This window comes from Cytophaga aurantiaca DSM 3654, from assembly GCF_000379725.1.
GTDB lineage: Bacteria > Bacteroidota > Bacteroidia > Cytophagales > Cytophagaceae > Cytophaga > Cytophaga aurantiaca.
Map to the genome: position 1 here is coordinate 138,426 of NZ_KB903621.1, position 26,279 is coordinate 164,704.

Genomic DNA, 26,279 nt, shown 5'->3' on the forward strand with positions numbered 1-26,279 from the left:
TGATATTAAGCCTTTCTGGTAACGATTTTTTCGATCCATTTTTCGGGAATCCGTTTGGCAATCTTCACAAGTATAAACGTAACCAATAATGCAAATAGCATTCGAAAAATAAAGATCATGGACCAATCCGCACCCATAGAAATCATCAGCAAGGAATCTTCAATTAAACTATGGCAAAGTCCCATCAATACGAACGCATAAAATACATCCATCTTCGGAATATTTTTTTCTTCCGTTTCTTTAATGATCAAGGCGCCGCCGTATAAAATACCTAAGCTAAGCCCGATAACCGTCATCGGGATCACATCTTTATTGATGCCCATAATTCCCAATACGGGTTTTAACGCTGCGCTGAATTTATCTAAAGCTCCCGACTTCTTTAATACACGCATTACAAAAAGCAGTGCCATCACAACAAAAAACACAATGATGTATTTTTTAATTTCTCCAAGAAACCAATCCAACAAGGTCGGGTCGGCAAGCACTTCCGGTTTCCATTGTATGATATTTGGTTCCTGTAAAAAATGTGTTGCAAGCAGTAGTTGATTCATCACAAAAGCTGCGACGATACCAAAACCGAAACGGATCAAAAACATGACCCACAATCTGCAGCCCGCTTTTCGTGCGATCTGTAATTCAATGGGAAGTGCGTGTGCCATCAACATCATGCTGCACAATATAGAAACCTGCGCGGTTGTTAGGGAATCTGAAATGGCCAGCGAATAAAATGCCATCATACCACCGTAAATATTGGTAACCATGGTTGTTGCCCAAATGATTCCGCAGGCACCGGGTAAACCAATTAACTTCATAATGGGTGCCAATGCATCGCCTAGCATATTGATCCAGCCCAGATACTGTAACAATTTAACAGCAATTGAAATAGGAATCATGATTTTATACAGACCAACCGCAGATTTGGTTGTGTCTTTGAGTAGGCTTTTAAATTCGTTGAGCATGTATATAATGAGCGAACGACAAAAATAGAGAGATAAGTATACAAAGCAAAAAAGGGGGTGCGAATTGGATACGATGTTATTATTTAATGAAAAATACTGCACTGGGCTGTTGGCCGAAAAGGCGCAACAGCGAGTTGAGTTGTGGTGAAAAGGGGATGAATATAGAATTCAACATGTCCGTCAGATAAGTGAAGGATGGTAAAGCACAAGTTCTCTCATTACAATAATAAAGAATAATTTTCGCATAATCCCGTTAGGGATATAATATCTGTAGTAAACCAAGCATAATCAAAACATGCACAAGTCCCATCGGGACGGTATATATAGTGATTAGCCGTCGCTCCTAAACGGAGCTCCGTGCATAAGGATTTTTAGAGGTATCTTTTCTACAGATATATTACTCCTCTGGAGTAATTACTAAGATCGATAAAGTTGGTGTTCAGTTTATTTCAATTCTTTCAACAACTGCTTCTTAGTCTTATAACCAATGTCTTCCCAAACAAGTTTTTGGCCTTTATAAATTTGAAGCGTTGGCAGCGATTCAATTTCAAAATGTTTAGAGATCGTTGGATTTTTATCTACATCAATCCGGATCACAACAACTTTGTCTTTCATTGTTTCAGCAATGTCTTCAAGATCGGGTTCCATTTGTTTACACGGACCGCACCACGTTGCATAAAAATCGACCAATACATATTTGTCTGTCAGTAACAATTTTTGAAATTCTACCAAGGTCATATCTTCCGTTGCGTCCGTTTCTGTTGGCGCTGCAGCTGATACCAGCGGTAAGTTTGCATCCTTCCATTTTAGAATACCACCTTCTAATTCATATACCTGCTGAAAGCCGTTAGCTTGTAAAAATTCTATGGAAGAAGAACTGCGTCCCCCTCTTAAGCAGTAGACAAATACAGGCTTTGATTTATCTAATTGTGCCACCTTTGTTTTAAAATCAGCATTGTTCCAATCTACATTTGTAGCGTTTTGAATATGCGCCTCCGAGAATTCATCCGGTGTACGTACATCAAGCAGAATTGCATCTTTTGTGTTCTTCAGTTTTTCATCAAATGCAACAGCACTTAATTTAACCGAATCGGCAGTTTCCGTAAGCGCTTGTGCCTGCTGCTGATTCGAACAGGCACTCAAGGCAACAACAAATACGACAACGATTCTAAGGAAATACTTTTTCATTTTATTTTAAATTTAATCTTGTGATTTATTTTTAATTATTGACCCATCTCTGTATCCTCAGGCGCCAATATCATAATGTAAATTTTATTGCGCGCATTGTATTGTGAAATGAACGGATATGAATTTTTATGATGGGAGTCTCCTTTTATTTTTCTGAAACTTTCATACAATGTCGGATCTCTTCTTATGATCGGGTCAAGATTATCTTTATCTACTTTTGCAATTAAACCTGTCTGAAAATCTAAAAAATAAATATTTGTCTCAACACTCGTTGTTGTATAGGGCATGGATGTCATGGGAAGCCCATTCTGTCCAAGTCCATTATTATATGTGGGGTAATGTGTTGTTGTTACTAATTCCTTTAAAATGAATGTTGATATTGCTCCTTTTAAAAAAACAGAGCTTAATTCGTTTTTATAAAAAATAGATAAATGTCCATCAACAACTGTGGCATATAAGAAGGATTCATATTTTAATCGTGTGCCTCGGCTATTAACATAATAGAGGCGATCAAGATTTATGGATTGCTGGTTTTTATCAAGCTCCAATTCGGAATCCGGATAGCTTGGAGAATTATAAATTAATTCCTGAAGAGACGTATAGATACCGTTCTTAAATGCAAACGAATTGTCAAACACGGCACTGTCAAAAGAATTTTGAGCATGTACTCCTTTGCAAAAAATCAGTGTTACAATAAGAATTAAAAATCTCATAACTATAGTTTATATTGATTATGTATTTTTTGCTTTTATATCTTACAATCATCAAGCCAAAGATTTATTATAAAAATACACTATTCAAGGTATAAAACCCAAGTTCAAAATATCTAATTTATGATTTTCATCTAAAAATAAAAAACAGATGCCTGCCTTAAGCAAACATCTGTTTTATGTATCGAATTTTAAAAATCAGCCTCGGATTATACGAAGCAACACAGCTACAACTGCTATGACAAGTAATATGTGAATAATGCCACCTGTATGAAAGCCTAATACACCGATTGCCCAAGCAATAACTAAGATAACAGCGATAACATAAAGTAAATTTCCCATGATTTATATATTTTAAATTTGTATTGTTTGCTTTGATATTTTTATGTTTGTAGACATTATAATTTTAGTCAACAGATGTTCTGTTCTAACCTCTTTTGCCTGGAAAGTATTTAGTTGATTTTGCTGTATGACTTTGATTCAACGATTCCAGTTTTATTTTATACAACGTTTTTGCCTGATTTATATCAGATTCCTTTGATGTTTTTTGTATCTGTTTTTCAGCGTGATCCACTTGCATTTTCTCCACATATTTCTGCTTTGCTTGTACTACATTAGTATACACATTATCTGTTGTGGCTTTTAAATCCATAGCAACAGTTAACATCGAGCCTGTTATAAAAACAAGGGATGTTAAAACGATAAATGAGTGCGTAATTTTCATATGCGTACTTGTTTAAAATAATAGATTTCGATTACTATTCTAGACACTGATATTACTTCAAAGATGCTGGTTTCAGGAATGTAAAGTTTTACACGGAAATGTCAATTTGTTATAGATATTCCATCTAATTCAATAAAATGAAAATAAAATACGCCAGAAGAAATCGAATGATTCCTCCTGACGTACATTTTAACCCCTGAAAATAAACACTGTTTTAACTATCCAACCTGGGAAGCATTTTCTCTGAAAATCACTTCAATTTCTTTTGCATCATTTTGAGACACAGGTTTCAGAACAACTACATACGAGCCTTCTTTATTTATATGACTATATGTTGCTGCTGAAACAATTTTATATGTCGAATATTTTTCTTTAATGACATTATAAATATTTTGCGGCAACTGATCTATTTCAATTTCTTTTCTTTCTTCTATTATATCTCCTGTTGAAGAATAGATAATCCAATGTGTTTTTCCACTTTCAACGAACACAACACTGTAATTTGTTTTTTCAGTGTTAGCCAGATCTGAATATGTTTCCCAACTCACATCTTTTGCCAAAGGAAATCTGTTCCCAAAATTATCCTTCACTTCAGCAGGAAGCGTTGTTGCTGATTTGGTTTTTGGAACAACCGTTTCGGTTTTTTTAGCACTTGCTACTTCCTTTTCCTTTTGAACCTTTGTTTCAGGTGTCGAAGCAGTTTGCATCTTTTTACCTGAACTACATGATGACAATACTATTAAACCAAATACTATGGTCACCGTAAAAGGCATAAATACTGTTTTCATAACTAATCTCCTTTTAATTAACATCTATTAATGAAGTGCTTTAAACTACGTAGTCTTTACTCGCTTTTTTAAAACAAACTGCATTACCTTTTCACTAATGGATCGGATGGTGTCGGAATTTTTTGCTGTAACATTCGTCACACCCATTTGCAATAGGTTACCTACAATGTGCGTAAGAGGATTGTGCGATCCGCCTACAAATATTTTTTTTGAAATATAACCCGAAGCCATCCCAATGATATTATCAATAAGGTTGTTTTTAATATCGGGTGTATTTACTGCTTGATGATAAGCATTTTTTATAATATTGATTGGTTTAATGCTTTCATGAACCACATGGACCTGCTCTTTTAAAAGTCGCAGTTCAATAGATTGTTTCTTTTTAAGCAAGTTAATTGCTTCAGTTAAATTATCTTGTTGCTCTTTCATGATCTTCTTTTTTTAATAGTTCAGCAATCACTGCGGTTCTAACCGGAGTGCCGATCCAGTTCGATCCAAAAATATAAACAAGCAACCCACCTAAACTATATAAAGCTGCGACAACAAAAAACCCATAGTACGATTTCCCTAATAATTCACCAATCCATAAAGAAAGGCCAATACTAAATGTTAATAAAAACAATGTAAACACTAATAGAAGCGTCAACTTTATCATTAAGTATGAAAACATATTCGCTGACTTATCAACCGCATTAAGTTTTAATAAGGTGAATGTTGTTTTGCTATAATCTTCTGCTCGTTGAAAAAGCAGCTCTATTGGTGTTACATTGTTTTCCATGGCTGTATGTTTTTATTCAAGAAATTCTGACTATACTTCTGCAACTGAACTTTTAAATTCATTTTTTGCTTCGTTGTATTTAGACTTTCCTTTTGCAAGAAGATCTTCTGCTTTATCTGCATACTTATCTTTAAGTGCAGCAAGAAGTTCATCGAATTGATCTTTTAAATCATCCACATAACCTTCTCCTTTGTCAAGGATTTTTTTTCTTGTTTCTGAACCTTTGTCTGGTGCTAACAATGTACCAACCAATGCACCTACGGCAACTCCTGCCAATACGCCTAATAATACTTTACCTGAACTCATAGTTGTATTTGTTTAAATTGTTTAAGAATAATTGTTTGTCGTTTATAAAATTTAGACAACTTTGTTGCCTTGAATAACTCGTAATAAAATAGCAATAACTGCTATAACAAGTAATACATGAATAATTCCTCCGGCTGCATAAGCAAAGAAGCCAACTGCCCAAAAAAGAATTAATACTACTGCGATGATATAAAGTAAATTTCCCATGATTGTATGTGTTTAGAGTTTATGATATTTTTTTTGTTTTATTCTTTCGGCAATAAAGAATTACTTCTTTTCCAATTTGTTTTGAACAGCAACCGCATGATCCAAATGTGTTCTTAATTCCGGCAACATAGAAGCAGCCCATGCTCTAATATCTCCATCGCTTGATTCTGTAGATTGTTTTTCAAATAATTCGATTGCCTTCTTATGGCCATCAACCATTTGATCTGCATAATCTTTGTTAAATTCTTTTTGATCCTTTTTCTCAGAGAATTTAGTGTAAGCATTTTTAACATCTTCGGTGTCTTCCGTTGGAACAGAAATGCCTTTTTTAGCAGCTAAGCCTTTTACATCTGCCAATGCTTTGGTATGTGCTTTTTCCATCATTTTAGCCAATTCTTTTACATCCGCATTTGTAGTTCTTTGTTGAGCTAATTTCCCAAGAGAAATTTCTTCTAAATTTATTTCAGTAGCCTTCACCAAAAACTTCGCGTTTTTCTCGTCGTCGCTTTCTGTAAATTTTTTGTCATTCTGTTCCTTTGCTACCTCTTCTGTTTTTGGCTCTGAATGCTTGTCGTCAATATCTGAATGTTCTGTTTTATTTTCGCAAGATGTCAATCCAAAAAGTAGAGACGAGAAGAAAATAACTGATGATGCTTTAATGATTGTCGTTTTCATATTGTTAAAAGTTTTAATGTTTTGTTGTTTTAGTTTTTTATAGCTGTTGTTAATTAACATTACAAATGTGCATACGTTCTCTTCCGATAGCATTACAAAAAAATATTAATCTTTTATATCATTCCCATTACATTGTAATTATCTGTTTAAAGGGTTATAACTCTTATATGATCATTAGAAGTTGGTTTAAATAACAACGGGGTGCCCTTTAAATAAGGCCACCCCGTTGTTATAAGAAATTTATTTTATGAATCTTTTTATGTTTTACGTTCTGCAATTTCGGTTGGCTTCGGTTTTGAAAAATATTTCTTTGTATACGTATTTGTAAACTCTGCACCAAAAAATAAAATCATTGAAGAATACGAAACCCACAGCAATAATAAAACAATGGAACCGCCAGCTCCATAAGCTGACTCGGGTGTTGTTTTCCCAAAATAAAAGCCCAATGCTGTTTTTCCAATGGTAAATAAAATACCGGTCACAAGTCCTCCCAGCCAAACCTGATTCCACTTTATTTTAGCGTCAGGTAATATTTTAAACATCAGCACAAACAAAAAAGAAATGATGATTAAAGATATAATAAAATTGAACACATTAAATACAACAATAAATACTTCGGAAGAATCTGAGTGAATCCATTCACCCAGTGCAGACAATGCTGTGGATACAACAAGCGATATCAAGAGTAAAAATGCTATTGCCAAAATTAAACCAAAGGAAAACATTCTACTTTTTAATACGATCAGTATTCCTTTTTTTGTCGAAGTCTCAACCTCCCATATCTCATTCAAGGTTTTTTGAAGCGCAACAAAAACGCCTGTTGCGCCAAGTAACAATGTTCCAACGCCAATGATTGTTCCTAAAATAGTTGCTTTCGTTTTCCCGGCATTGTGCAAGATAAGCTCTACCTGATCCCCAATGTCTGATCCCAGTGTATGTGTTACCTGATCGATCAAATTTTTATTTACAATATCTTTATTAAAAAAGTATCCGGTTATCGTAACGATCAAGACTAATAAACCCGGCATGCTGAAAATAGCATAATATGCAATAACAGCACTTTGTTTAAACGGATCTCTTTTGTTCCACTCCTGAAAAGTGGTCTTGAATAAAGCCGACAGTTCTTTTAAGTAAGCTAGCATAGAGTATAATTTAGAAATTGAATAACTATGAATTTAAAATCAAAATGCTAGCATTTAAAATTGTTGCAAAAGCAACCCACAATAAATAAGGAATTAAAATGTATGCTGCAGTTTTAGAAATAGGAAAAAATTGAATGATTGTAACCAATATCAATATTAATAATAACGTTATATCCACCAATGCCAATTCAGGCGAATGAAATTTGAAAAATAATAAAGACCACCAAAAATTTAGAAAGAGTTGTATGATAAAAAATGTTACTGCAATCTCTTTTTCGTTTGTTGGTTTCTCTGATTTCCATACCAGCCACAAACTAATTCCCATTAAAAGATATAATATAGACCAAACCGGACCAAATACGGCAGACGGTGGATTCCATGAAGGTTTATTCAGATTATCAAACCATGGATTCATAGCTGCATTAGAAAGTATGCTGCTTAAAACACCTGTAAGTTCACAACCTATTATTGAAATAATTAATTTCCATATGCTTAATTTTTGAATTGAAGTATCCATAATATTATTTTATGCTTTAGTTATTTTAATCGACTTATATTGCGGCATATTTTTTCTGACATATAAGAGCATAGTCTAAATGTTTTCGTAAAGCAGGTAAAGCACAAAAAGCCCAGATCTTAATTTCTGCATCCTCAGATTCGTCTACGATGTCTTCAAATATATCAATGATACGTTTTTGACTTACAACCATCATATCACAATATTCTTTGTCGAAAGAAATGCCTGATTTTTTATTTAAAAAATCAGCCGCCTCCAAGCCCTGTATTGTAGTAGAACCTGGAATGGAAATAGATTTTTTATTTGCTAGAATTGATAAAGCATTTAACGTATTGGCATTCATCTTTTCAATCATTTTGCCCAATTCTTTTACATCAATATGTTTTGCCTTTTGTTGTGCAACCCGGGCCAGATGAATTTCTTTTAAATGTATTTCAGCCACATTAACTAAATACCCTGCATTTTTTATATCTTCTGAATTATCAAATCTTGCTTCATTCAATTCGCATGCAACGGCTTTTGAATCTCTTCCTTTGATTGAATTGCAAGAAGAGCCACTAAACAGAAATGCTGCACCCAATACCACAGCTGCCAAGAAGAGGATTTGGAAAAATAGAGTTGAAAGATTTAAATAATTTTTCATAGATGTGGTCATTTTAATTATCTCCTTTTAGATAATGCAAATAACCACATGAATCACATTAGAATGATTACATGAAATTTTCTAATTTTTATAGGTTTACCATTAAGCCAAGCGCTTGGCTTGCTTTATTTTATAGGTAAAAAAATGTCGAAGCTTGCTCCTACTCCAAGAATGCCGTTAGCAAAAATTTTTCCTTTGTGGTTTTCAACAATTTTTTTACAGATCGCTAATCCAATACCTGTTCCTGGATAGTCAGAATTATTATGCAAGCGATAGAATAAAGTAAAAATAGCTTCCGCATATTCTGCTTCAAAACCTAATCCATTATCTGATATGGTTATTTTGTAATATTCTGTATTTGTATTTTGATTTAAGAACGTAAACTCTTTTGCTTTAACAATTTTACATCCAATAGTAATAATCGGGTCAACATCCGGTTTGCAATATTTTAAAGAATTTGCAATCAGGTTTATAAATAATTGTTGAATCTGAAATGGAATAACACTCAGCGTTGGAAGTGATGTGGAATTGATTTTAGCATTTTTTTCTTCAATCGTCTGAACTAGCTCCAGTTCAGCGGACGTGAGCAATTCATTCAAATCGGCCTCTTCAAATACTTTTTCGATTTTATTTGTTCTTGAAAAAAGCAACAGATCATCTATCAATATCCGCATGCGATTTGCCGCCGCTTGAATACGCTGAAAATACTCTCTTCCGGTTTCGGATAAATTATAGGATTCTTTTTCATAGATGCGGGATATGAACGTTTGTATCTTTCGAAGCGGCTCCTGCAAATCATGGCTGGCAACGTGGTTAAAAGATGCAAGTTCCTTGTTACTTTTTTCCAATTCCTGATTTCGATCTTCCAGCGATTTACTTATTAAATATTGATCTGTAATATCATTGTTGATTCCAATAAGAATTTTATTTCCTTTATTATTTGTTAAAAATCTTCCTATGGATCTGAAATACCGAATGCTTCCATCCTTACGAATGATCCTGTAAAACGCTACACTGGATTCTTTATCGTTTACGGCTTTGTTTTCACCATTCGCAATAATGTGCTTGTCCTCCGGATGAACAAACTCCAAGAAGGCTTCATTGCTTGGTACAAACGAGTTAGGTTCTGCTCCTAATAAACGGTATTGATTGTCTGAATAAATAAATGTATTTGATTGCACATTCCATTGCCAGCTACTGAAGCCACCAATTTCTTCCGCATGTTTCATACTCTCTGTTGCAATAATCAATTCATCATTTGCTTTCTTAAACGATTCAAGATCCTTGTTGATCTTAAAGTATGAAAAAACAAATACGATTAATGAAAACAATAAGAGCAGCATGGAATAGAAAGGTGTAAAAAAGCTTTCATTCTTATAACGTTCTTCACGCTCTACCATATACAACTGTTCTAAATCAGCCATTTTATTGATGTGCGTACGTATCGAAATCATCAACTTTTTACCTTCAACTAAGCTTTTATTAAACCGTTTTGCATTGAGTGGTATTGAATCTGTTAAGTTTATAGAATTTTCAAAAAGAATATTATACCTCTGTGTAATTAGTTGCTGCAGTATATCAAGATTATTTCTCTGCGTAAGATTATCCTCAACCAAATAATTTAAGGTCTTTAGAGATTTTGCCACCTTATCACGGGAATCATTGAATGCTTTTATAAAAATAGTATCTCTTGAAATAAAATAACCTGTCTGGTTAATTTCAACATCTTTCAGTGTGGAGTTAAGCTGTTCTAATTCAAGATGCACTTTATGTGAGTGAACAAGCAGCTTAGAGGATTCATTTAAACCGACCGAGTGCTTATATAAAAATGTAGAAATAAATATTAAAATAAATAATGAAGCAGCAAAAATGCTTTTTAAAAACAAAGAAGAATTAAAAACACTTTTTAAATTCATGTGTAATCAGTCTAAAGACTAAGTAAAAAATTATCTCTATTTAATCCAGAGGTATGGTACTGCCAGTTTATTGTTATTACATCTTCAAGAATTTTTTTTAATGCAGAAAACTCATGTGGTTTCTTTATGTATACATTCGCACCCTGCACAAACGTTTCTTCAATATCTTCTTCGGATGCAGATGTTGAATAAATAGCTATTGCTATGTCTTTTAACCGGTCTATTGATTTTATTTCTCGCAAGCAGTCCATACCTGTTTTGCCCGGCATATTTAAATCAAGAAAAAGTATATGCGGCAAAATAACTTTAGGTTGATTGAGAAAATTCATCAATTCGATGCCGTTTTTTAACGTACTGACTTCAGTTTTAATTTTTATTTCTTCAAATGCGTCCTTAAAAAAGAGTCTATCATCTTCATCATCATCTGCAAGCATCACTCTGATTATCTCGTTTTGCATTTCTGTATTGTTTATTGATTAATATAATTTAAATGTATTTTTTAATTTTTCTTTTGTAATGCACTCTTTCTTTTATCAATAATCCTTAAAAATGCACTTGGGGTAAGGCCTGTTGCATTCTTAAATTGATTACTAAAGTGTGCAACACTGCTATAATTCAACTTCCATGCTATTTCAGTAATTGTTAACTCATTGGTAAGAATCAACTGCTTAGCACGTTCAACTTTCTGTAAAATTATAAAATTGGCTATGGATGTGTAGGTAACATCAGAAAACAGGTTTGAAATGTATCCATAGCTTTGTCCGATCTTGTCGGCCAGATAAACGGATGTTTTTTCATTCGATATTTTCTCATCGCTATAAATCATTTCTATGATAGCATCTTTTATCTTTTGAACAAGAATGCTCTTATGGCTTTCAACAACCGAAATTCCATATTCACCTAAATTATCCTGCAATTTTTTAACTGTTTCGTTCGAAGCGGAATTTTGAATTTCTACTTCCCCAAAACCTAATATTGAATAATCTATATTCAATGCATCCAGTTGCTCTTGCAGCACCTTCTTACAAATTGCATTTATGTCAAATTTCAAATATAGTTTCATTATCCTTTTTTACTAAATGTAATCCTTTTAAAGACAAAATAAAATATACCTTGCTCTTTATATCAGAGCAAGGTATCTCAAGATTGCATATTTTATTACTTTTAATTCTTTTTATTAATCACCAGCATTGCTACACCACCTATTACCAGAATTACTCCAACAATCGGCGACCATTGTACCGGATGGTTTTTTTCTTTGTTTATTTCTATCGGACCAACATCTACTACTTTTTCTTTTGTAATAATATTAAATCCTGTATACGCGATCATAAGTGCCCCAATTATGATAACTAAAATACCTGCATTCTTCATAAGTTATACGTGTAAAAGTGTGATAATTAAAATTGCATGAATCTATTCCATTGAAGCCATTCGGAAGAGCGTTTTATTTTTATTAAATAATCCTCTTCTTTGAAGACTTTGTGAAAGGTATTCAAAGCAAAAATCAATGTATTTATTTGGATAGATTTTTTCCCTTCAAACATTTTTTCTTCTTCTGAAAATGTTTTTTGATCATCGTTTTTAAAGATGTTCGATAATAGAAAATCAAAGGATGTTTTAGAAATTTGTCTGTAAGACGGCTCACCAGTTGCTAACCATGCACATAACAACGCTTCTGATATCAGACTACTTTCAACTGTAATGTTACTTTGAAACCATTTCCAGTTGTTGTTCTCAACATCTTTATATAGATCAACTAAAATATTTGCACATTGTTTTATCAGCCACACACCTTCTATTGTTTCATTCTGTGTATGATTATAATACAAGCCTTTAATAATATAGGAGATGGCATTCACAGAATGAATTTTTTTAATTCCTGCAAGTGCTTCCTGAAACATTGCTTCAGCCTTTGTAACAATTGCTTCCGGCAACATTTTCTTTTTGGATATTAAATACCCTAATGCCCAAATGGCACAGCCTGTAGTATCAGCAAGATTTACATCGTTGTTATCGTCTGTGAATTTTTTTTCTACATTTACATATTTGAAAAAATAACCTGTAGGTTGAAGACAATATTGAATAAAATTCAAATAAATATCTATCAGTTCAAGATCTGTTTTGTCTCTTGTTAATGCATAATGTTCGCACATAATAACAAGAGCTGTTGCATTGTCATCTAAGGCATAAATACTCAGATCTTGTTTGTCACCAACGGTTTGCTTGATTCCAAAATCGGTTGTCAGGTTTTTTATTCTATTTAATGTATAATCAGCAAATGAATCTGAATTATGAGAAATTGCTGAGTAGTTAACAGAATTCTTATTATCCGGTTGAATATCTGTTAAAATTGCATTGTTGGATGTTGACGTAACAGCATTAGATCGTGTAGATTTTATAGAACTTTTCTTTTTGAAAAGTGTCTTTACAACTGCTTGTCCTTCGTTAATGCTTTCCTTGTTTGTTGACTTTCTCATAACTCAAAGCTTTTAGTACTAATTATCTTTATCGAAACAGGTTCTGTAAAAGAGTACTGTAAAAGTGCGGAGTTTGAGAATTTAATACATTACAAGATTTTATTCTATTGTTACATAAATTACATGTGTAACCAATAAACTGGATTGAATGAAGCTATAATAATCTAAAAATCTATATGTTATGGCTTCACCCGTTTACTGTTTTGTCAGTATCAAAATGATCAGCAATCCCATGAATAATAATTATGATCGTTATCAAATTGAAAGCCCACAGATGGATATAATTGATTTCCAATAACATTTGATTTAGCAGTTTCCAGCATCATGCCACAACTGCCCGACTCAATACATAATTGTTTTGCCTATTCAATTAACATTTTTGAAATTCCTTTGCCTCTTTCAGATGGTTTAACAAACAGGTCATTCAACAACCACAAACGCAGCATACGTGTGGATGAAAAAATTGGATACAATTGTATAAAACCTGTCAAATCTCCTACTTCATTTTCGGCAACATAAATCACTGAATCTTGATTTTTAATTCGGCCTGCTAAAAATTTTTCGGCTGAAACCTTGTCTGTAGTCATTTTATAAAAAACACGATATGCATCAAATAAATCTATAAGTGGACGAATATCTTCGATCACACATTTTCTAATTTGAATCATTTTGGATGTACAATAAATAAGTGTTCCTATAAAAATATAGATATATTAATTCTGAAAGGTCAGCACAAATGTCGTTCCTATTTCCTGTTTATTCTGAACGTCAACCTGTGCGTTGTTCGCATCTATCAATTCTTTACAAAGTAATAAACCAATACCTGCTCCTTTTTCATTGGATGTTCCATATCGGCTTTTTGAAAGGTCATTTAAAAACAATTTTTTCTTCAGCTCGTCTGAAATGCCAATACCCTCATCACAAATAAAAAGTTTTGTTTTCTTATCTTCTTTTATGCTATATATTTTTATTTTACTTCCTATGGGAGAAAATTTAATTGCATTATTAAAGATATTTCTGAACACAATTTCAAACATAACTCTATCAAATAATATCACATGTTCTTCTTGAATATCTAAATCTAATGTGAGTTTTTTATTTTCAATGCAATGATAAATTTTACTTATTTCTGAATCTACAGTCTTCTTTAATTTAATGCTCACCGGAACCGGATGTAAACCATTCATCTGTGAATACGACCATGTCAATAAATTATCAAGCATCTGGTATACATGCACCGATGAATCTTTAAGTTTTAATCCCAGATCATGCATTTCAGCATCTGTCAATTGCGATTGGATCATTACTTCTGCAACACTGATTACATTGTTTATCGGCTGACGTACATCATGAGAAATTATGGAGATCAATTTTGTTTTTAATTGATTCAAATCCAGCTGCTCTTTTGTTGTTTTATTTAACTGAACAGTAGATTCATATAATTCATCACGTTCTATAAGTAAATTTTTATTTGTCAGAGATAGTTTTTTTAAAGCTACATCCGAAGAAATAACAAACACATACGTTAAAAAAACAGTACCAAAAAGCGAAATCACGTTGAATGCAGTATTAACAAAAACCAGGCCTTCAGGTTTTAAATGATAACCGAATCCAGATTATAACTGTTGGTAATAAACCCCGCAATGCTACAGATGGCAACTAAAATAATAGAAGTGAGTAAAGCGTTTTTTTGATCTTTATCGAACAATAAAAAAAGTATTACAACCAATGGCAAGTAAAATGTAGCCATGTTTACTTTATTACCTAATACAATAGATAAACAGAATATGTTGATTGCAATGGTAGCAAAAATAAACATTTTTGCTTGATTGATTTTTCTTTTCGAATTGAAATGGAAACATAGCAAATATGCCGGTGAAAATACAATACAGATCAATGCCAACAAATGCAGGTCAAAAATGATGTATGGAACGATCATAAAAATGGATGTGCAAAAACACAATAGAGACAATACATTCACAAAGTAAATGCGTTTGGCTTCGATTGCCTTTAAGTTGTCCGATATTCCAATTTTTAACAGGTTGACCAAATTAGCTGTGGGTTAAATTTGTATCATTGATTTTTAAAGGTATTTGAACAATAAATATCGTTTGATATTTAGGTACACTTTCTACCTTAATTGTACCTCCTAAACTTTCAACTAAATTTTTACATAGAAGAAGTCCAATACCCGTTCCTTTTTCTTCATGAGTACCTTCCCTGCAAACGGATTTGTCATTTGTAAAAAGCTTGTCAAGGATTTCTTGCGAAATACCCATTCCGGAATCTTTAACCTGTATACTTAAATGTGTTTCGTTTTTTTCTGCAAGAATAAGTATAGCCTGACCAACGTAGCTAAATTTAATTGAATTCGAAATTAAATTTCGAAGTACAATTTCAAGCATATTAGCATCTGCATCAATTAACAAATTATTCGGGATTTTATCAATTAAAAGAATGCTCTTTTGATTTGCCTTTACTTCCAATTGATTAAATATGTCGTTTATTAATTCCTTCAGGTTCACCTTGTCGATAATAGGTTTGCTGGAATTGTTGATTTGGAAAACGGACCATTTAAGTAAATTATCTAATAAATGTGTTGTACTTTCTGCAGATCTCTTTAGCGTTTCTGAAATAAGTCTTTCTTCCTCTTTAGTTAAATTTCCTGAAACAAGCAGTTCCGTTAAGCCATGTATCGTATTAACAGGGCTTCTCAAGTCATGGGATATGATGCGGAATAAATAATCCTTCATCAGATTTAATCGCTCCTGATCTTCCTTCGCGCGTTTTAAAATAAAATTTGTTTTCTGTTCGCGTTCTTTTTGAGTTGAAAGTTCTGTGTTCGCTTTTAGCAATTCGATTTCGCCAGCTTCGGTTAACTGTAAAAAAAGAAAGGCCAGAATTACCATACATAACATAGAGGTAATATCGAATGCATTATTAATAATGCGATACGTTTCTAAACTATATGTTTGTGGTATTTCAAATAAATGTATTGTGGTATTGATCAATACAATATTGAACGCAGTCAATACCAACATCGCATACATTGCATTTTTTTCTTCCTTTGAAAAAATCAATAAGGGTACTATAGAGATCGGAATGTAAAACAATTTTATTTGTACATACTGACCCAAACTATACGACAGAAAAAATGTATGCACCAGCATGGCCACATACAAAAGTATTTTACCTAAAAGAATATTTTTATTGCTGAAAACAAAATAGGCAATTGCATAAATAACTGTAAAGCTTATGAATACAGCGTTTAGTGGATAGATGCTTTGATAAAGGAATGCAATAGAAAAGCCAACACTAATAAAGAAGCAAAGCGCAATAGTCACCTTACCGATGCTATTGCGTTTTGTCTGAACATTATTACTGTTATCTGAAATTTTTGATGAAAAGAATCTATTCATATCCCCAAGCTGGCTGCACACATTTCTTACCTCTTCATTGAGCGAGCTATTTTAAGCAAGTCAACATCTCCAATAGTTACGTGAACGGATGAAGGAAGTTTCGCTAATTTGTATCGAACTACATAAACAATCTGTCCGCCAGGTTGCAATTCAACATAGGTTCCTTGTTGTTCAATTTCAATATAACTCTTATCAGGGTTCGTATAGAATTCAATTTCACCTTCCTTCGGTGCATATTTTCCCGTTACTACATCTTCAAAAGATTTCACTAACAATAAACCGTTATTAACCTGTGCCAACCATCCTTCTTTACCATCTGCCAATAACTTTGGTACTCCGTTTTTAGGAACCGTTGTTGAATCGTATTGAAACCACGTTACACCACTGCTGTCTTTTGTTAATGATACCAAATCTCCTCGTTTCACTTCATCTCCTGATGGATAGAATGTTAAACCGTTTGGTGCAACTCTTGAAATTTCCCAGGCTGCTACTTTTTGAGCTACCGTTGTATCATTCAAAATTGTATAGGTAACTACAAGCGAAGTATCCTTGGTATCTATCTTATATGATTTTGTAAATACGAATGCCTGCTTGATATCTTTCTGACTTTTTAAAACAACTTCTGAAGAATCTGATAAAACGGAATAAGCAAGATTATCCAACTGTTGCGAAGGCGGCCATCCCCATGCTTCCTGCGGACTAGGCCACAACGATGTTCCCCAGTTTCCGGCATTTACTTTTTTACCTGACAAACAATTTTCTCCATTTAAAGCAAGTGCTTCTAATCTACCACCATTTTTAACATCTACTATCGCCTGCAAACCTGCGAAGCTTAAGGTATAAGCGCTGTCGCCGATTGCTTCAATTTTAGCAGTCTGTTCAACATGTTCTGCGGTCTCTGTCTTTTTTGAATCTGCACATGAATACAACGCATTCACAGCAATAAGCAACGATGGCAAAAGATAATTCATTTTCATAAGCACTCGACTTAATTTATTGATTAATAAGTATTTTAGGTCGAAATTACAGGATTTTTCAGAAACCCAAAACCTTACGCAAGACTATTTGCTGTAATCAAGAAAGTTGATTCAGAAATTTAAGTAGGCGTATACTTTTGAGCGTATAAAGATATTTTATAAGTAAAGGGCTATGCTTTCAGTATTTTAAAAAAAATTAGAATATCTTAGAGATAAATTACAGCAATCAGCCAGCTACCAAGACTTCTTTATTAAACATTCTCAAGTCAATATTCATAGGGTTTACGCTGTATTAAAATAATTTTTAACGAGCAACATTCATTAAAACAACATATCATGACTAAAGTAACTTTAAAAGGAAACGCTGTTTCAATAAAAGGTGATTTGCCGGGCCTAGGCACAACTGCTTCTGACTTCACATTCGTAAAATCAGATTTATCTGAAGGTACGTTGTACGGACAAGGCGATGCAATAAAAGTGATCATTGCTGTTCCCAGCTTAGATACAAGCACCTGTGCATTAGAGACCAGACAATTCAATCAAAAATTAGCAAACGAAACGGGTGTTAAAGCACTTGTTATTTCTAAAGATTTGCCTTTCGCTATGAAACGTTTCTGTGAAACAGAAGGTATTAAAAATGTAACAAGCGGTTCAGATTTCAGATCTTCTGAGTTCATTCAAAAATATAATACTGAAATTTTAGACGGACCATTAAAAGGACTTTCAGCGCGTGCAATCATTGTAGTTGATAAAAATAATGTTGTACGTTATACCGAACTTGTTCCGGAAATCTCTGCAGAACCTAATTATGATAACGTTTTGAAAGCGATTGCGGGTTTAAAATAATATTTTGCTCACTGAAAATATAGAAGAGTCGCAAATGCGACTCTTTTTTTTTATTTTACATCAACCAAACTCCACACATGGTGCAAAAATTTATACTTTTAATCGCATTCCTTTGTTGCTCAATCATACATTCTCTGGCTGGTTCCGTTAATGCAACAGCATTAAAAAACGGATGCATCATTGTTCAAAAACCTTCTACATTTTTTACTGCTACAGCATACAGTGCAAAAGTGAATGCGTGGTCGGTATATGGTTTACAGGATCAGAATCCGGCCACAGGCTGGTGTTCGGGCGCAGCTTCTAAAGCACCTTATGTTTTTGTATTTGAACTCTCAGAAGATTTTCTCATCAATAAACTTGTGTTCAATACCTTTTGTCAAAAAGAATATACCGGCATAAGCGCAAAAGACATCAAGGTTGAATTTTCTACCACATCTGCAAAAACTGGTTATGTATCTGCCTCACCCTTTTTACTGGAAGAAAATAAAATCAATGCATTTGAAATTACTGGTGTTAAAGCACGCTGGATAAAACTGACCATTACATCAAACCATGGCAATCCGCAATGGACGGAATTAATGGAGTTTGAAGCCTGGGGCGATTATGTAACAAAAACACCTAAGTCCGTTTCCACAAACGGTGTGTGGAACAGCAATTTTGATTGGGTGAGTTTGAATACCAACAGCAGTGGTATTATATATGGTTGTTACAAATGGTCGAGAGGCGAACTATATCTTAAACATGTGGATCGTACATCGTATACATTTACCTGGAAACAAGTTGACGATGGACAGCAAGGCTGGTGTGTACTTGTGATGAACAAAGAAGGAACAAAATTAAACGGTATCTGGGGAGTTAATTCGGATACAACAAAATTTGGGTGCTGGGAATTAACAAAAACACAAAACACTGCTTATGCCTGTCCGAATGATCTTACTGTTGTAGCAAAAAAAGAAGAACCAAAAATACCGCCGATCAACGTAATGATTGAAGTAGTAGATGTTGCAACTAAGAAAGTAGTTACAGGGACAATTGATATCTATACAAGAAAAAATTATTATTCCGTTGTTTCTGCAGACGGCATGTATACGGCAGATATCAAGCCGGATTCGTTCATTGTTGTTAAAACAGCATTGCCAAATTATTATCCAACCGTTGACACATTTTTATTAAACGACAAAGAACGTAAAAGTCTTTATACCACGCATACCATTGAAGTTTCAAAACTGGCAGCGGGTAACAGTATTCTGCTGAACAATATTTTATTCAGCAGAACAAGTTCTGTTTTGCTTCCTTCTTCTCTTCCTCCGTTAAATCAATTGATAGCGGTATTAAATCAATATCCCAATATGATCATTGAACTCTCCGGACATACAGATAATGTAGGCGATACAAAACAAAATGTATTGCTTTCGCAACAACGTGTAGCAACTGTTAAAAACTATCTGGTTGAAAACGGAATTTCTGCAGACCGTATCAAAACCGTTGGTTACGGAGAAAAATATCCGATAGCAAGTAACGATGGCGAACAAACACGCAAGTTCAACAGAAGGGTGGAGATGCGGATTATAAAAATGTAATATGAAGATGAAGGCTTAGGGCAGAAGCTATCCGTAGAGTTAGCGCAGCGCTCTACGGATGTTTTGATAAAGGAGAGTCTCTGACTCGATTTATTTAAATACTTTTTAAAAACGAGTCGAAGACTCTGTTTCATTTACTGATCCGTATAGCGCTGCGCTAACTCTAGGGATAGGAACATTCTTTTTAGAATTTCAAATTATTCATATCGTTTCCTATACAACGCATCAATCTTACGATCAAGTGCATCGATCTTCTTCTGGATCTTTATTTGTTTTTTTGCTGATAGCCCATAATCATTCTCATTATACACTGCTACTGTATCAGTAGCATAATCAGCATACTCTCCATAACTACTGCTTTCAAGCAAATTAAAAGACTTATCAACCGGATAAATGGTTTCTATTTCTCCTCCTGCCCATTTATTTTGTAGAAAAACAAAACCATCACACTTAACAGCATAGTTTGTTGTGTCAGCTTTGAAATAAATTTTTACTATATCTGTTCTATAAAATGGAATCTCCCGCTCTTTTTTTAATTCGAAATCACAAGAATGATAGACTATTTTTGATGAATCGATCTGATTCTCCTGTTGCCATTGTTTAAATTCCCTATACGATTGAACAACATGTTCCTGTACTGCATTTTTTAGTTCGATCGAATCAGACATTTTCCCAATTTGCGTTTTATTCATTCTCTTATAGGAAGCAAGCATTTCATTAATAAAATCCTCTGCATCATGTTGCGTCAACATATACTTGTGCGTAAAATCCTGTTCATTCAACGTACACAGATCTTTTATGTATTGCTTGGCAAGTGCTTCCGGGTCGGGCAGATCTGATGCAGAAGCGGTGCTGGTAATAAACACCATCATCATTATTTTGATAATGTATTGTTTGAATCTTTTCATAAAATTGTTATTGATCTCTATATCAAAATAAATGTGGCTGAATTTATTTTAATACTCCGATTTGTCATACTCCTCAATCAGTACTTCAATTTTACGATTATAACCCTCAATCTTTTTTTGAATTTTTAACTGTTTTTTTGTTGGCGGTGTCTCGCCTGTATATTCATTTTTTTCTCCAACCGTTTCATAGTCGTAATCAACTGCTGCTACTGTATCGACAGCATAGTCCGTTTCTACATAATCATATGCTACTGCTACCGTATCAGTAGCGTAATCATCATAAATTTTATTAAGGTATTTATCAACTGCATCAATTCCATCAAAATCTCCTCCTACCCATTTTGTCTTTAAAAACAAGAAATCATCACAGCCCATTGCATACTTTAATGTATCATATGAAAAATATATACTCATTCCATCTATTCCATAATACGGTACTTTACGTTTTTTCTCCAATTCAAATTCACATGAATGGTATTTTATTTTTGAAGAATCGATCTTATTTTCATGCTGCCATTCTTTAAATTGTCTGTAGGATTTTACAACCAAAGAATGTACTTCGCTTCTGATTTTAAGTGAGTCTGAAAACTTTTCACTGGGCTTGTTATTTGACTCCAGATACGACTTAGTCATTTCATTTATAAAAGTTTCTGCATCCGCTTGCGTCAACATATACTTGCGTGTAAAATCCTGTTCATTCAACGTACACAAGTCCTTTAAATATTGTTTGGCTAGTACTTCCGGATCGGGCAGATCTGAAGCAAAGGTTGAAAAAGAAAATGCGAAAAGTATGGTTGAGAGTATACTCTTAAAAATTGTTCGTATTGGTTTCATGGATTTTCTATTTAATTAATTTTATTATAATGATAATGCTTTCGGAATAATTGAAAGTTCGTAATTTAATTTATAAACGCTATTATTAAACCTTGAATCGTCATATACAAGTTTTTCATTTATTAGAAATTGTAAGAACGCTTTTTGCTGCTTTTTATTTAATATCGTATGATATGTCACGTTGCTAATTGTTCTAAAATACTTTTGTCGTGCCGAAACAAGCTTGTTTGGGGTTGTTGTAATATAAAAATCTATTGACGTTGAAATGTTCTTTAGACATTTTCCTTCAGGACTTGTTAAATAATTTCTGAAGTGTGTTAAAAACGTATCTCTATTAAAGACCGGTTTCAAATCAGGAAAGTCAACACAATCCCTACCTATGGATTCATCAATAATAATCCTATGGTGAGGTTCATCAAACCATACTTTTCTATTTCCACCTTCCATATCTTGAGATTTAGTAGTAATATGATTTGTATTAGCCGGAGCTTTAATGGGAAATATTTCTTTCCCATTCTCATAAAAACTTTCTGAAATAAGGGACCCATTTTCATACAAACTGTTTCGTGTTAATTGCCCCTTTTCATTATATTCTTTTTTTGTTCCGTTTAATAAACCATTGCTGTAATAGGAGCTTGAAGCAAGTTTTCCATTTTTATAATATTCTTTTTGGAGGCCATTTCGTGTGTATTTCAAATACATTGCTTCTCTTTCCACGATACCCGTTTCATAGTATTCGATATATTTTCCATTCATTGATCCTGCTACATAATTTTTTTCTTCCTTTTTATTTCCATTTTCATAATACCTTAAAACTGTTCCTTCATCTTTGTAATTTTTATAAGGCGTATAGTCTTCAATATTTCCATTTTCATAATATGATTTAGAATATCCATCACCTTTATCGTCATGGATGGTTTCATACTTTAGTTGACCTCCATAATAATATACAAAGGAACTATCACCCTTGTCTCCATAATAGTACCGATACTTTACTGTGCCATTTTCAAACAAACAACTATCATAAATAAGTGTGTTGTCATTTGTTTTGAAAATCCGGGTTTTAATCTGCCCATTGTTTGAATAATATTCTTCATACTTGTCATTTGTTTTAGCAGTGTAATATCCTTTTTTCTGAAGAAACCCCTTATCATCGTACTCTATAAAAGGACCACTTCCAAAACCATTACTGTATTCATACTTTTTAGCTAATTGTCCATTTAGGTAGTACGTCTCATAAGAGCCATTCAATTTGTTATCCATATAGATACTTCTTTCTTTTAATTGGGTTGTGTCCGGATAATACAATTCAAATAACCCTTCTCTATCTCCCCTTTCACATAAGGCGATACCGGAATAATAAACAGTAAATAAGCGTTTACAATACATTCGGTCTTCTTTGAAAAAAGCGTTCGCATAAAGTGTTTTTTTATCTATTGAAAACCACTTGCAGGTATCATATAAACTATTATTCTTATATTTTCCTTTTGCAATTAATATTGTATCATTTGTTTCAGACAAAAAATAGTTGGCAAAGTCTCCCTGTTTCACACAGAGTCCATCCATTTCATAATTGAATAAATATGGATAAAGCATAAAATGCAATATATGCCGCTCGCCAACAATTATTTTCTTTATTGTAAAGACTTCCTGAAGTTGCGCTTGAGATACTAGAGATGTTATTAAAAAAAATAGAACGCCGATCAATCGTTTCATGCTCTGAAGAATATTTTAAAATTAATGTATTCAAATGTATACATTAATTTTAAAATTTTATCCATCTAAAAATTACATGATTCTCTTTACTTGTTCATTTTTGGATCATTGTTAAACCGGTCATGCAGACTATTCATATACAAGGTAAGTTCCTGAGTAAATGAATCCAGAGAATTTATGGATTGTTTCATATAATCTGTTATCTGCAAAAGATCTTCCCGCGAACTTTTAGTTGCATTCAGCAATTCGGACATACCCATTATTTGCGTAACGGGTTGTCGGACTTTGTGCGAAGTTATAAAAAGCATTTGTTCCAAACCATGTATATATTCAATTCTTTCTTCTTCCACTTTTTTGCGTTCTGTAATATCAATGGATAAGATAAAAAGCCCTTCTGAAACCGGTTGAATTCGTAATTCAAACCAGCCTTTTGAATTGTCCGGATACGTAAATTCATTTTCAAAGCAATCCGATTTCCGTTCTTTCATACACTGTTTCAACAGATCAAACATAGGTGTCTTTTCAATGCCCGGATATTTTTCCATCATGGTATAACCAAGCAGTTCCTCGCGTGTATATTTACTATGCTTCACAACTGCATCGTTTACATACAAATACCGCCAGTCAAAACTGATCAATTGAAAGCCCTCGATCAATGTATCAAGAGTGGTTTCGTCGTTTTTCTTTTCGTGTAATTCCCCCGTCATAATTCAAATTGGTTAATGTGTACATCTATACCAGTTGTTGCCTCTATTATTCGTTTGTGTATGTATTAAACTTTCCAAACTTGTTTTGCAACAATATGTATTGACCTGAAAAAGCAGATCAAAAAATAGCTGGTTTATTATTCTTAAATTAAAACTAATTTATTATTAATTATAATATAGAAACGGATTTCTATGTTAAATGTTATGAATATTTGGCGGGGATATTTAAGTCAAATACACTATTTTGAGTGAAATAAGGCTGTTATTGAAAAAGTAAATACCCTTTCCCAATTCTTTACAGATTTATAACGTTAATTGAATCATGAAAATACTGGTTATAGAAGACGAAGCTTCCATGCAGGAGATCATTAAGGAGACGCTTGAAAAAGAAAAGTATCTTGTTGAATCTGCAACTACGTATGATAGCGCGCTGGACAAGATCATTTCATTTGATTACGATTGTATTCTGCTTGATATAACCTTGCCTGATGGCAGCGGTCTGGATATTTTGTTTGAATTAAAAAAGCTTGACAAAACCAGTAACGTTATTATCATTTCCGCAAAAAATTCCATTGATGATAAAGTTGCCGGATTAAATCTGGGAGCAGACGATTATCTGATCAAGCCCTTTCACATTGCAGAATTAACAGCACGTGTGAAATCCATTCTGAGAAGAAAAACGTTAGGCGGAAAAAATGAACTTGTAATCAATAATGTGAAAGTACTGTTTGACGACCGCATTGCATTTGTCAACAAGGAAGCTTTAGCATTAAATCGAAAAGAGTTTGATGTGCTTGCCTATTTCATGGTCAATAAAAACAGGCTTGTGAATAAAACTTCTTTGGCAGAACATGTATGGGGAGATTTCACGGATGAATCGGATGATTTTGAATTTATCTATTCTCAAATTAAAAACCTGCGCAAGAAATTGAAAGATCATCACGCTGAAATTGAAATTCAGGCAGTATATGGTATCGGCTATAAGCTTATTGCATTATGAGGCTACATAACTACACATTACTTTATTTGTCTGTTGCGCTGTTTTTTATCATAGGTGTTTGGGCAAGTATTTTTTATTTTCAAATGCTGGATGAAGTATATGACAGTATTGACGATAACCTGCAGAATTATAAAATTCTAATTATTAAAAAAGCAAAAACCGATTCTACCATTCTACAAAAAGTAACTTTTGACGAATCAAATTATTCGATCAAAAAACTTCCTTCAATTGCTGCTTCCAAAACAAAAGACATCTACAAAGACACCCTTATGTATATGGAAAATGAAGACGATCTGGAAGCGGTGCGTTTATTGAAAACCGTTTTCACGATCAATCATACAGACTATTATGAATTGAACATTCTGTCTTCTATGGTTGAAGAAGACGACCTTATAGAAGATTTGTTTTATTCTCTAATCTGGCTTTATGCTATTTTGTTAGTCAGTATTTTTCTGGTGAATACCTTTCTATTAAGAAAAATATGGAAACCTTTTTACGACTTACTGAATCAGCTTGAAAATTTTAATTTGAGCTCAAGTAATTTTCAGCCTTTAAAAACAAACGTTCATGAGTTTAAATTGCTGAACAATTCTGTTTCTGATCTTTTAAAAAAGAACATTGAATTGTATACCAGCCAGAAACAGTTTATAGAAAATGCATCACATGAATTGCAAACACCTTTGGCAATAAGCATTAACAAATTGGAATTGCTGGCAGAGAAAAATGAGCTGACCGAAACTGATCTGTATATGGTTGCTTCTGTAATAGAAAATCTGCAGCGCCTTACGCGTTTAAATAAATCGTTGCTGCTTTTGTCAAAAATTGAGAATAAACAATTCTCAGATGAAGAAACAGTTTCTGTTAATGAAATCGTGAATCGTTTAGCAGAAGATTTTTCGGACCTGGCATCTTTTAAAAACATTTCTATTGAAGTTGTGCAACATGCCGAATTATCTGTTAAGATGAACAAGGATCTGGCTGATGTATTATTAGGCAATCTGATCAAAAATGCTGTCGTTCATAATTCTTCTAATGGCTATGTAAAAATAATTCTTGAACAGGATTCTGTACTTATTGAAAACTCCGGGGATCAAACATTGGATGCTCAGCATATTTTCAAACGATTTTATAAAAATGCTGCAGAAAAAAACACAACCGGACTTGGTTTAGCAATTGTAAAAACTGTTGCAGATAAATACGGTTTTGAAATTACATATTCATACAACGATAAGCATTGCTTTCGGATTGGGTTTTAAATA

At 33.3% G+C, this 26,279-nt stretch carries 32 protein-coding genes; 4 read left to right on the forward strand and 28 right to left on the reverse strand.

All coding sequences use genetic code 11. From position 1 onward, the window contains the following. Window positions 1–5: 5 nt before the first annotated feature. From A3EE_RS0102045 to A3EE_RS0102160, 24 genes are all read right to left on the reverse strand, one after another. On the reverse strand, window positions 6–959 hold the full coding sequence (locus tag A3EE_RS0102045; protein ID WP_018341764.1) for a nucleoside recognition domain-containing protein: 954 nt from the start codon (window positions 957–959) through the stop codon (window positions 6–8). 444 nt (window positions 960–1,403) lie between these two features. Beyond that, window positions 1,404–2,147 carry a thioredoxin domain-containing protein gene (locus A3EE_RS0102050; protein ID WP_018341765.1) on the reverse strand — a complete coding sequence of 248 codons (744 nt, stop codon included), beginning with the start codon at window positions 2,145–2,147 and terminating at the stop codon, window positions 1,404–1,406. 35 nt (window positions 2,148–2,182) lie between these two features. Further along, the gene (locus A3EE_RS0102055; protein WP_018341766.1) at window positions 2,183–2,860 is read right to left on the reverse strand and encodes a pepsin/retropepsin-like aspartic protease family protein; all 678 of its coding nucleotides are present in this window, start codon (window positions 2,858–2,860) and stop codon (window positions 2,183–2,185) included. Between the two features lie 195 nt (window positions 2,861–3,055). After that, window positions 3,056–3,199: a lmo0937 family membrane protein gene (locus tag A3EE_RS21735; protein WP_018341767.1), complete on the reverse strand. Its 144-nt coding sequence runs from the start codon at window positions 3,197–3,199 to the stop codon at window positions 3,056–3,058. An 85-nt stretch (window positions 3,200–3,284) separates the two neighbouring features. Beyond that, window positions 3,285–3,581, reverse strand: a complete 297-nt coding sequence (locus A3EE_RS0102065; RefSeq protein WP_018341768.1) for a hypothetical protein — start codon at window positions 3,579–3,581, stop codon at window positions 3,285–3,287. Window positions 3,582–3,799: 218 nt separating this feature from the next. After that, entirely contained in the window at window positions 3,800–4,369 is a 570-nt protein-coding gene (locus tag A3EE_RS0102070) for a hypothetical protein (RefSeq protein WP_018341769.1), read from the reverse strand. Window positions 4,370–4,414: 45 nt separating this feature from the next. Next, on the reverse strand, window positions 4,415–4,798 hold the full coding sequence (locus tag A3EE_RS0102075; RefSeq protein WP_018341770.1) for a protein kinase family protein: 384 nt from the start codon (window positions 4,796–4,798) through the stop codon (window positions 4,415–4,417). After that, window positions 4,779–5,147, reverse strand: coding sequence for a hypothetical protein (locus A3EE_RS0102080; RefSeq protein ID WP_018341771.1), 369 nt, complete (start codon window positions 5,145–5,147; stop codon window positions 4,779–4,781). Before A3EE_RS0102080 ends, A3EE_RS0102075 begins: the two co-directional genes overlap by 20 nt. Before the next feature lie 30 nt (window positions 5,148–5,177). Beyond that, window positions 5,178–5,453: a YtxH domain-containing protein gene (locus A3EE_RS0102085; RefSeq protein WP_018341772.1), complete on the reverse strand. Its 276-nt coding sequence runs from the start codon at window positions 5,451–5,453 to the stop codon at window positions 5,178–5,180. 51 nt (window positions 5,454–5,504) lie between these two features. After that, on the reverse strand, window positions 5,505–5,660 hold the full coding sequence (locus A3EE_RS21740) for a lmo0937 family membrane protein (protein WP_018341773.1): 156 nt from the start codon (window positions 5,658–5,660) through the stop codon (window positions 5,505–5,507). 60 nt (window positions 5,661–5,720) lie between these two features. Then, complete coding sequence (locus tag A3EE_RS0102095) at window positions 5,721–6,335, reverse strand: DUF4142 domain-containing protein (protein WP_026209547.1); 615 nt, start codon at window positions 6,333–6,335, stop codon at window positions 5,721–5,723. Window positions 6,336–6,592: 257 nt separating this feature from the next. Next, window positions 6,593–7,477, reverse strand: coding sequence for a YihY/virulence factor BrkB family protein (locus A3EE_RS0102100; RefSeq protein WP_018341775.1), 885 nt, complete (start codon window positions 7,475–7,477; stop codon window positions 6,593–6,595). 25 nt (window positions 7,478–7,502) lie between these two features. After that, window positions 7,503–7,994 carry a TspO/MBR family protein gene (locus A3EE_RS0102105; RefSeq protein ID WP_018341776.1) on the reverse strand — a complete coding sequence of 164 codons (492 nt, stop codon included), beginning with the start codon at window positions 7,992–7,994 and terminating at the stop codon, window positions 7,503–7,505. A gap of 34 nt (window positions 7,995–8,028) precedes the next feature. Next, complete coding sequence (locus A3EE_RS0102110) at window positions 8,029–8,637, reverse strand: DUF4142 domain-containing protein (protein WP_033417441.1); 609 nt, start codon at window positions 8,635–8,637, stop codon at window positions 8,029–8,031. 125 nt (window positions 8,638–8,762) lie between these two features. Further along, window positions 8,763–10,553, reverse strand: a complete 1,791-nt coding sequence (locus A3EE_RS0102115; RefSeq protein WP_018341778.1) for a CHASE3 domain-containing protein — start codon at window positions 10,551–10,553, stop codon at window positions 8,763–8,765. An 11-nt stretch (window positions 10,554–10,564) separates the two neighbouring features. Next, window positions 10,565–11,011, reverse strand: a complete 447-nt coding sequence (locus A3EE_RS0102120) for a response regulator (protein ID WP_018341779.1) — start codon at window positions 11,009–11,011, stop codon at window positions 10,565–10,567. Between the two features lie 41 nt (window positions 11,012–11,052). Then, on the reverse strand, window positions 11,053–11,616 hold the full coding sequence (locus A3EE_RS0102125) for an AraC family transcriptional regulator (protein WP_018341780.1): 564 nt from the start codon (window positions 11,614–11,616) through the stop codon (window positions 11,053–11,055). 101 nt (window positions 11,617–11,717) lie between these two features. Beyond that, window positions 11,718–11,927, reverse strand: a complete 210-nt coding sequence (locus A3EE_RS0102130; RefSeq protein ID WP_018341781.1) for a hypothetical protein — start codon at window positions 11,925–11,927, stop codon at window positions 11,718–11,720. A 26-nt stretch (window positions 11,928–11,953) separates the two neighbouring features. Beyond that, window positions 11,954–13,033, reverse strand: a complete 1,080-nt coding sequence (locus A3EE_RS0102135; RefSeq protein WP_018341782.1) for a hypothetical protein — start codon at window positions 13,031–13,033, stop codon at window positions 11,954–11,956. 362 nt (window positions 13,034–13,395) lie between these two features. Further along, complete coding sequence (locus tag A3EE_RS21025; RefSeq protein WP_018341783.1) at window positions 13,396–13,701, reverse strand: GNAT family N-acetyltransferase; 306 nt, start codon at window positions 13,699–13,701, stop codon at window positions 13,396–13,398. A gap of 45 nt (window positions 13,702–13,746) precedes the next feature. Continuing rightward, window positions 13,747–14,589 (reverse strand): sensor histidine kinase, encoded by an 843-nt coding sequence (locus A3EE_RS0102145; RefSeq protein WP_018341784.1) that lies wholly within the window; start codon window positions 14,587–14,589, stop codon window positions 13,747–13,749. A 38-nt stretch (window positions 14,590–14,627) separates the two neighbouring features. Further along, on the reverse strand, window positions 14,628–15,083 hold the full coding sequence (locus A3EE_RS0102150; protein WP_157446840.1) for a hypothetical protein: 456 nt from the start codon (window positions 15,081–15,083) through the stop codon (window positions 14,628–14,630). Between the two features lies 1 nt (window position 15,084). Further along, window positions 15,085–16,452: a sensor histidine kinase gene (locus tag A3EE_RS0102155; RefSeq protein ID WP_018341786.1), complete on the reverse strand. Its 1,368-nt coding sequence runs from the start codon at window positions 16,450–16,452 to the stop codon at window positions 15,085–15,087. A gap of 26 nt (window positions 16,453–16,478) precedes the next feature. Further along, window positions 16,479–17,429 carry a DUF4380 domain-containing protein gene (locus A3EE_RS0102160; RefSeq protein WP_018341787.1) on the reverse strand — a complete coding sequence of 317 codons (951 nt, stop codon included), beginning with the start codon at window positions 17,427–17,429 and terminating at the stop codon, window positions 16,479–16,481. 336 nt (window positions 17,430–17,765) lie between these two features. Between A3EE_RS0102160 and tpx the strand changes: the two genes are divergently transcribed. Together tpx and A3EE_RS0102170 are read left to right on the forward strand one after the other, a co-directional pair. Beyond that, window positions 17,766–18,275: a thiol peroxidase gene (gene tpx / locus A3EE_RS0102165; RefSeq protein WP_018341788.1), complete on the forward strand. Its 510-nt coding sequence runs from the start codon at window positions 17,766–17,768 to the stop codon at window positions 18,273–18,275. Window positions 18,276–18,352: 77 nt separating this feature from the next. Continuing rightward, window positions 18,353–19,855 (forward strand): OmpA family protein, encoded by a 1,503-nt coding sequence (locus A3EE_RS0102170; RefSeq protein ID WP_018341789.1) that lies wholly within the window; start codon window positions 18,353–18,355, stop codon window positions 19,853–19,855. A 197-nt stretch (window positions 19,856–20,052) separates the two neighbouring features. Here the strand turns inward: A3EE_RS0102170 and A3EE_RS0102175 are convergent, their stop codons facing one another. From A3EE_RS0102175 to A3EE_RS0102190, 4 genes are all read right to left on the reverse strand, one after another. Beyond that, complete coding sequence (locus A3EE_RS0102175; RefSeq protein ID WP_018341790.1) at window positions 20,053–20,763, reverse strand: hypothetical protein; 711 nt, start codon at window positions 20,761–20,763, stop codon at window positions 20,053–20,055. Window positions 20,764–20,811: 48 nt separating this feature from the next. Continuing rightward, window positions 20,812–21,597: a hypothetical protein gene (locus tag A3EE_RS0102180; protein ID WP_018341791.1), complete on the reverse strand. Its 786-nt coding sequence runs from the start codon at window positions 21,595–21,597 to the stop codon at window positions 20,812–20,814. A gap of 24 nt (window positions 21,598–21,621) precedes the next feature. Further along, complete coding sequence (locus A3EE_RS0102185; protein WP_026209549.1) at window positions 21,622–23,313, reverse strand: toxin-antitoxin system YwqK family antitoxin; 1,692 nt, start codon at window positions 23,311–23,313, stop codon at window positions 21,622–21,624. Between the two features lie 86 nt (window positions 23,314–23,399). Then, complete coding sequence (locus A3EE_RS0102190; protein WP_018341793.1) at window positions 23,400–24,020, reverse strand: PAS domain-containing protein; 621 nt, start codon at window positions 24,018–24,020, stop codon at window positions 23,400–23,402. 322 nt (window positions 24,021–24,342) lie between these two features. On the opposite strand from A3EE_RS0102190, the gene A3EE_RS0102195 reads away from it, so the two are divergent. Both A3EE_RS0102195 and A3EE_RS0102200 read left to right on the forward strand, forming a co-directional pair. Then, entirely contained in the window at window positions 24,343–25,020 is a 678-nt protein-coding gene (locus A3EE_RS0102195; protein WP_018341794.1) for a response regulator transcription factor, read from the forward strand. Then, window positions 25,017–26,276, forward strand: a complete 1,260-nt coding sequence (locus tag A3EE_RS0102200; protein ID WP_018341795.1) for a sensor histidine kinase — start codon at window positions 25,017–25,019, stop codon at window positions 26,274–26,276. Before A3EE_RS0102195 ends, A3EE_RS0102200 begins: the two co-directional genes overlap by 4 nt. Window positions 26,277–26,279 lie beyond the last annotated feature (3 nt).

What these genes read in the sequence shown, in the direction of transcription:
- A3EE_RS0102045 (WP_018341764.1), bottom strand. Translation starts at nt 959, where the DNA reads ATGCTCAACGAATTTAAAAGCCTACTCAAAGACACAACCAAATCTGCG.
- A3EE_RS0102050 (WP_018341765.1), bottom strand. Translation starts at nt 2,147, where the DNA reads ATGAAAAAGTATTTCCTTAGAATCGTTGTCGTATTTGTTGTTGCCTTG.
- A3EE_RS0102055 (WP_018341766.1), bottom strand. Translation starts at nt 2,860, where the DNA reads ATGAGATTTTTAATTCTTATTGTAACACTGATTTTTTGCAAAGGAGTA.
- A3EE_RS21735 (WP_018341767.1), bottom strand. Translation starts at nt 3,199, where the DNA reads ATGGGAAATTTACTTTATGTTATCGCTGTTATCTTAGTTATTGCTTGG.
- A3EE_RS0102065 (WP_018341768.1), bottom strand. Translation starts at nt 3,581, where the DNA reads ATGAAAATTACGCACTCATTTATCGTTTTAACATCCCTTGTTTTTATA.
- A3EE_RS0102070 (WP_018341769.1), bottom strand. Translation starts at nt 4,369, where the DNA reads ATGAAAACAGTATTTATGCCTTTTACGGTGACCATAGTATTTGGTTTA.
- A3EE_RS0102075 (WP_018341770.1), bottom strand. Translation starts at nt 4,798, where the DNA reads ATGAAAGAGCAACAAGATAATTTAACTGAAGCAATTAACTTGCTTAAA.
- A3EE_RS0102080 (WP_018341771.1), bottom strand. Translation starts at nt 5,147, where the DNA reads ATGGAAAACAATGTAACACCAATAGAGCTGCTTTTTCAACGAGCAGAA.
- A3EE_RS0102085 (WP_018341772.1), bottom strand. Translation starts at nt 5,453, where the DNA reads ATGAGTTCAGGTAAAGTATTATTAGGCGTATTGGCAGGAGTTGCCGTA.
- A3EE_RS21740 (WP_018341773.1), bottom strand. Translation starts at nt 5,660, where the DNA reads ATGGGAAATTTACTTTATATCATCGCAGTAGTATTAATTCTTTTTTGG.
- A3EE_RS0102095 (WP_026209547.1), bottom strand. Translation starts at nt 6,335, where the DNA reads ATGAAAACGACAATCATTAAAGCATCATCAGTTATTTTCTTCTCGTCT.
- A3EE_RS0102100 (WP_018341775.1), bottom strand. Translation starts at nt 7,477, where the DNA reads ATGCTAGCTTACTTAAAAGAACTGTCGGCTTTATTCAAGACCACTTTT.
- A3EE_RS0102105 (WP_018341776.1), bottom strand. Translation starts at nt 7,994, where the DNA reads ATGGATACTTCAATTCAAAAATTAAGCATATGGAAATTAATTATTTCA.
- A3EE_RS0102110 (WP_033417441.1), bottom strand. Translation starts at nt 8,637, where the DNA reads ATGAAAAATTATTTAAATCTTTCAACTCTATTTTTCCAAATCCTCTTC.
- A3EE_RS0102115 (WP_018341778.1), bottom strand. Translation starts at nt 10,553, where the DNA reads ATGAATTTAAAAAGTGTTTTTAATTCTTCTTTGTTTTTAAAAAGCATT.
- A3EE_RS0102120 (WP_018341779.1), bottom strand. Translation starts at nt 11,011, where the DNA reads ATGCAAAACGAGATAATCAGAGTGATGCTTGCAGATGATGATGAAGAT.
- A3EE_RS0102125 (WP_018341780.1), bottom strand. Translation starts at nt 11,616, where the DNA reads ATGAAACTATATTTGAAATTTGACATAAATGCAATTTGTAAGAAGGTG.
- A3EE_RS0102130 (WP_018341781.1), bottom strand. Translation starts at nt 11,927, where the DNA reads ATGAAGAATGCAGGTATTTTAGTTATCATAATTGGGGCACTTATGATC.
- A3EE_RS0102135 (WP_018341782.1), bottom strand. Translation starts at nt 13,033, where the DNA reads ATGAGAAAGTCAACAAACAAGGAAAGCATTAACGAAGGACAAGCAGTT.
- A3EE_RS21025 (WP_018341783.1), bottom strand. Translation starts at nt 13,701, where the DNA reads ATGATTCAAATTAGAAAATGTGTGATCGAAGATATTCGTCCACTTATA.
- A3EE_RS0102155 (WP_018341786.1), bottom strand. Translation starts at nt 16,452, where the DNA reads ATGAATAGATTCTTTTCATCAAAAATTTCAGATAACAGTAATAATGTT.
- A3EE_RS0102160 (WP_018341787.1), bottom strand. Translation starts at nt 17,429, where the DNA reads ATGAAAATGAATTATCTTTTGCCATCGTTGCTTATTGCTGTGAATGCG.
- tpx (WP_018341788.1), top strand. Translation starts at nt 17,766, where the DNA reads ATGACTAAAGTAACTTTAAAAGGAAACGCTGTTTCAATAAAAGGTGAT.
- A3EE_RS0102170 (WP_018341789.1), top strand. Translation starts at nt 18,353, where the DNA reads ATGGTGCAAAAATTTATACTTTTAATCGCATTCCTTTGTTGCTCAATC.
- A3EE_RS0102175 (WP_018341790.1), bottom strand. Translation starts at nt 20,763, where the DNA reads ATGAAAAGATTCAAACAATACATTATCAAAATAATGATGATGGTGTTT.
- A3EE_RS0102180 (WP_018341791.1), bottom strand. Translation starts at nt 21,597, where the DNA reads ATGAAACCAATACGAACAATTTTTAAGAGTATACTCTCAACCATACTT.
- A3EE_RS0102185 (WP_026209549.1), bottom strand. Translation starts at nt 23,313, where the DNA reads ATGAAACGATTGATCGGCGTTCTATTTTTTTTAATAACATCTCTAGTA.
- A3EE_RS0102190 (WP_018341793.1), bottom strand. Translation starts at nt 24,020, where the DNA reads ATGACGGGGGAATTACACGAAAAGAAAAACGACGAAACCACTCTTGAT.
- A3EE_RS0102195 (WP_018341794.1), top strand. Translation starts at nt 24,343, where the DNA reads ATGAAAATACTGGTTATAGAAGACGAAGCTTCCATGCAGGAGATCATT.
- A3EE_RS0102200 (WP_018341795.1), top strand. Translation starts at nt 25,017, where the DNA reads ATGAGGCTACATAACTACACATTACTTTATTTGTCTGTTGCGCTGTTT.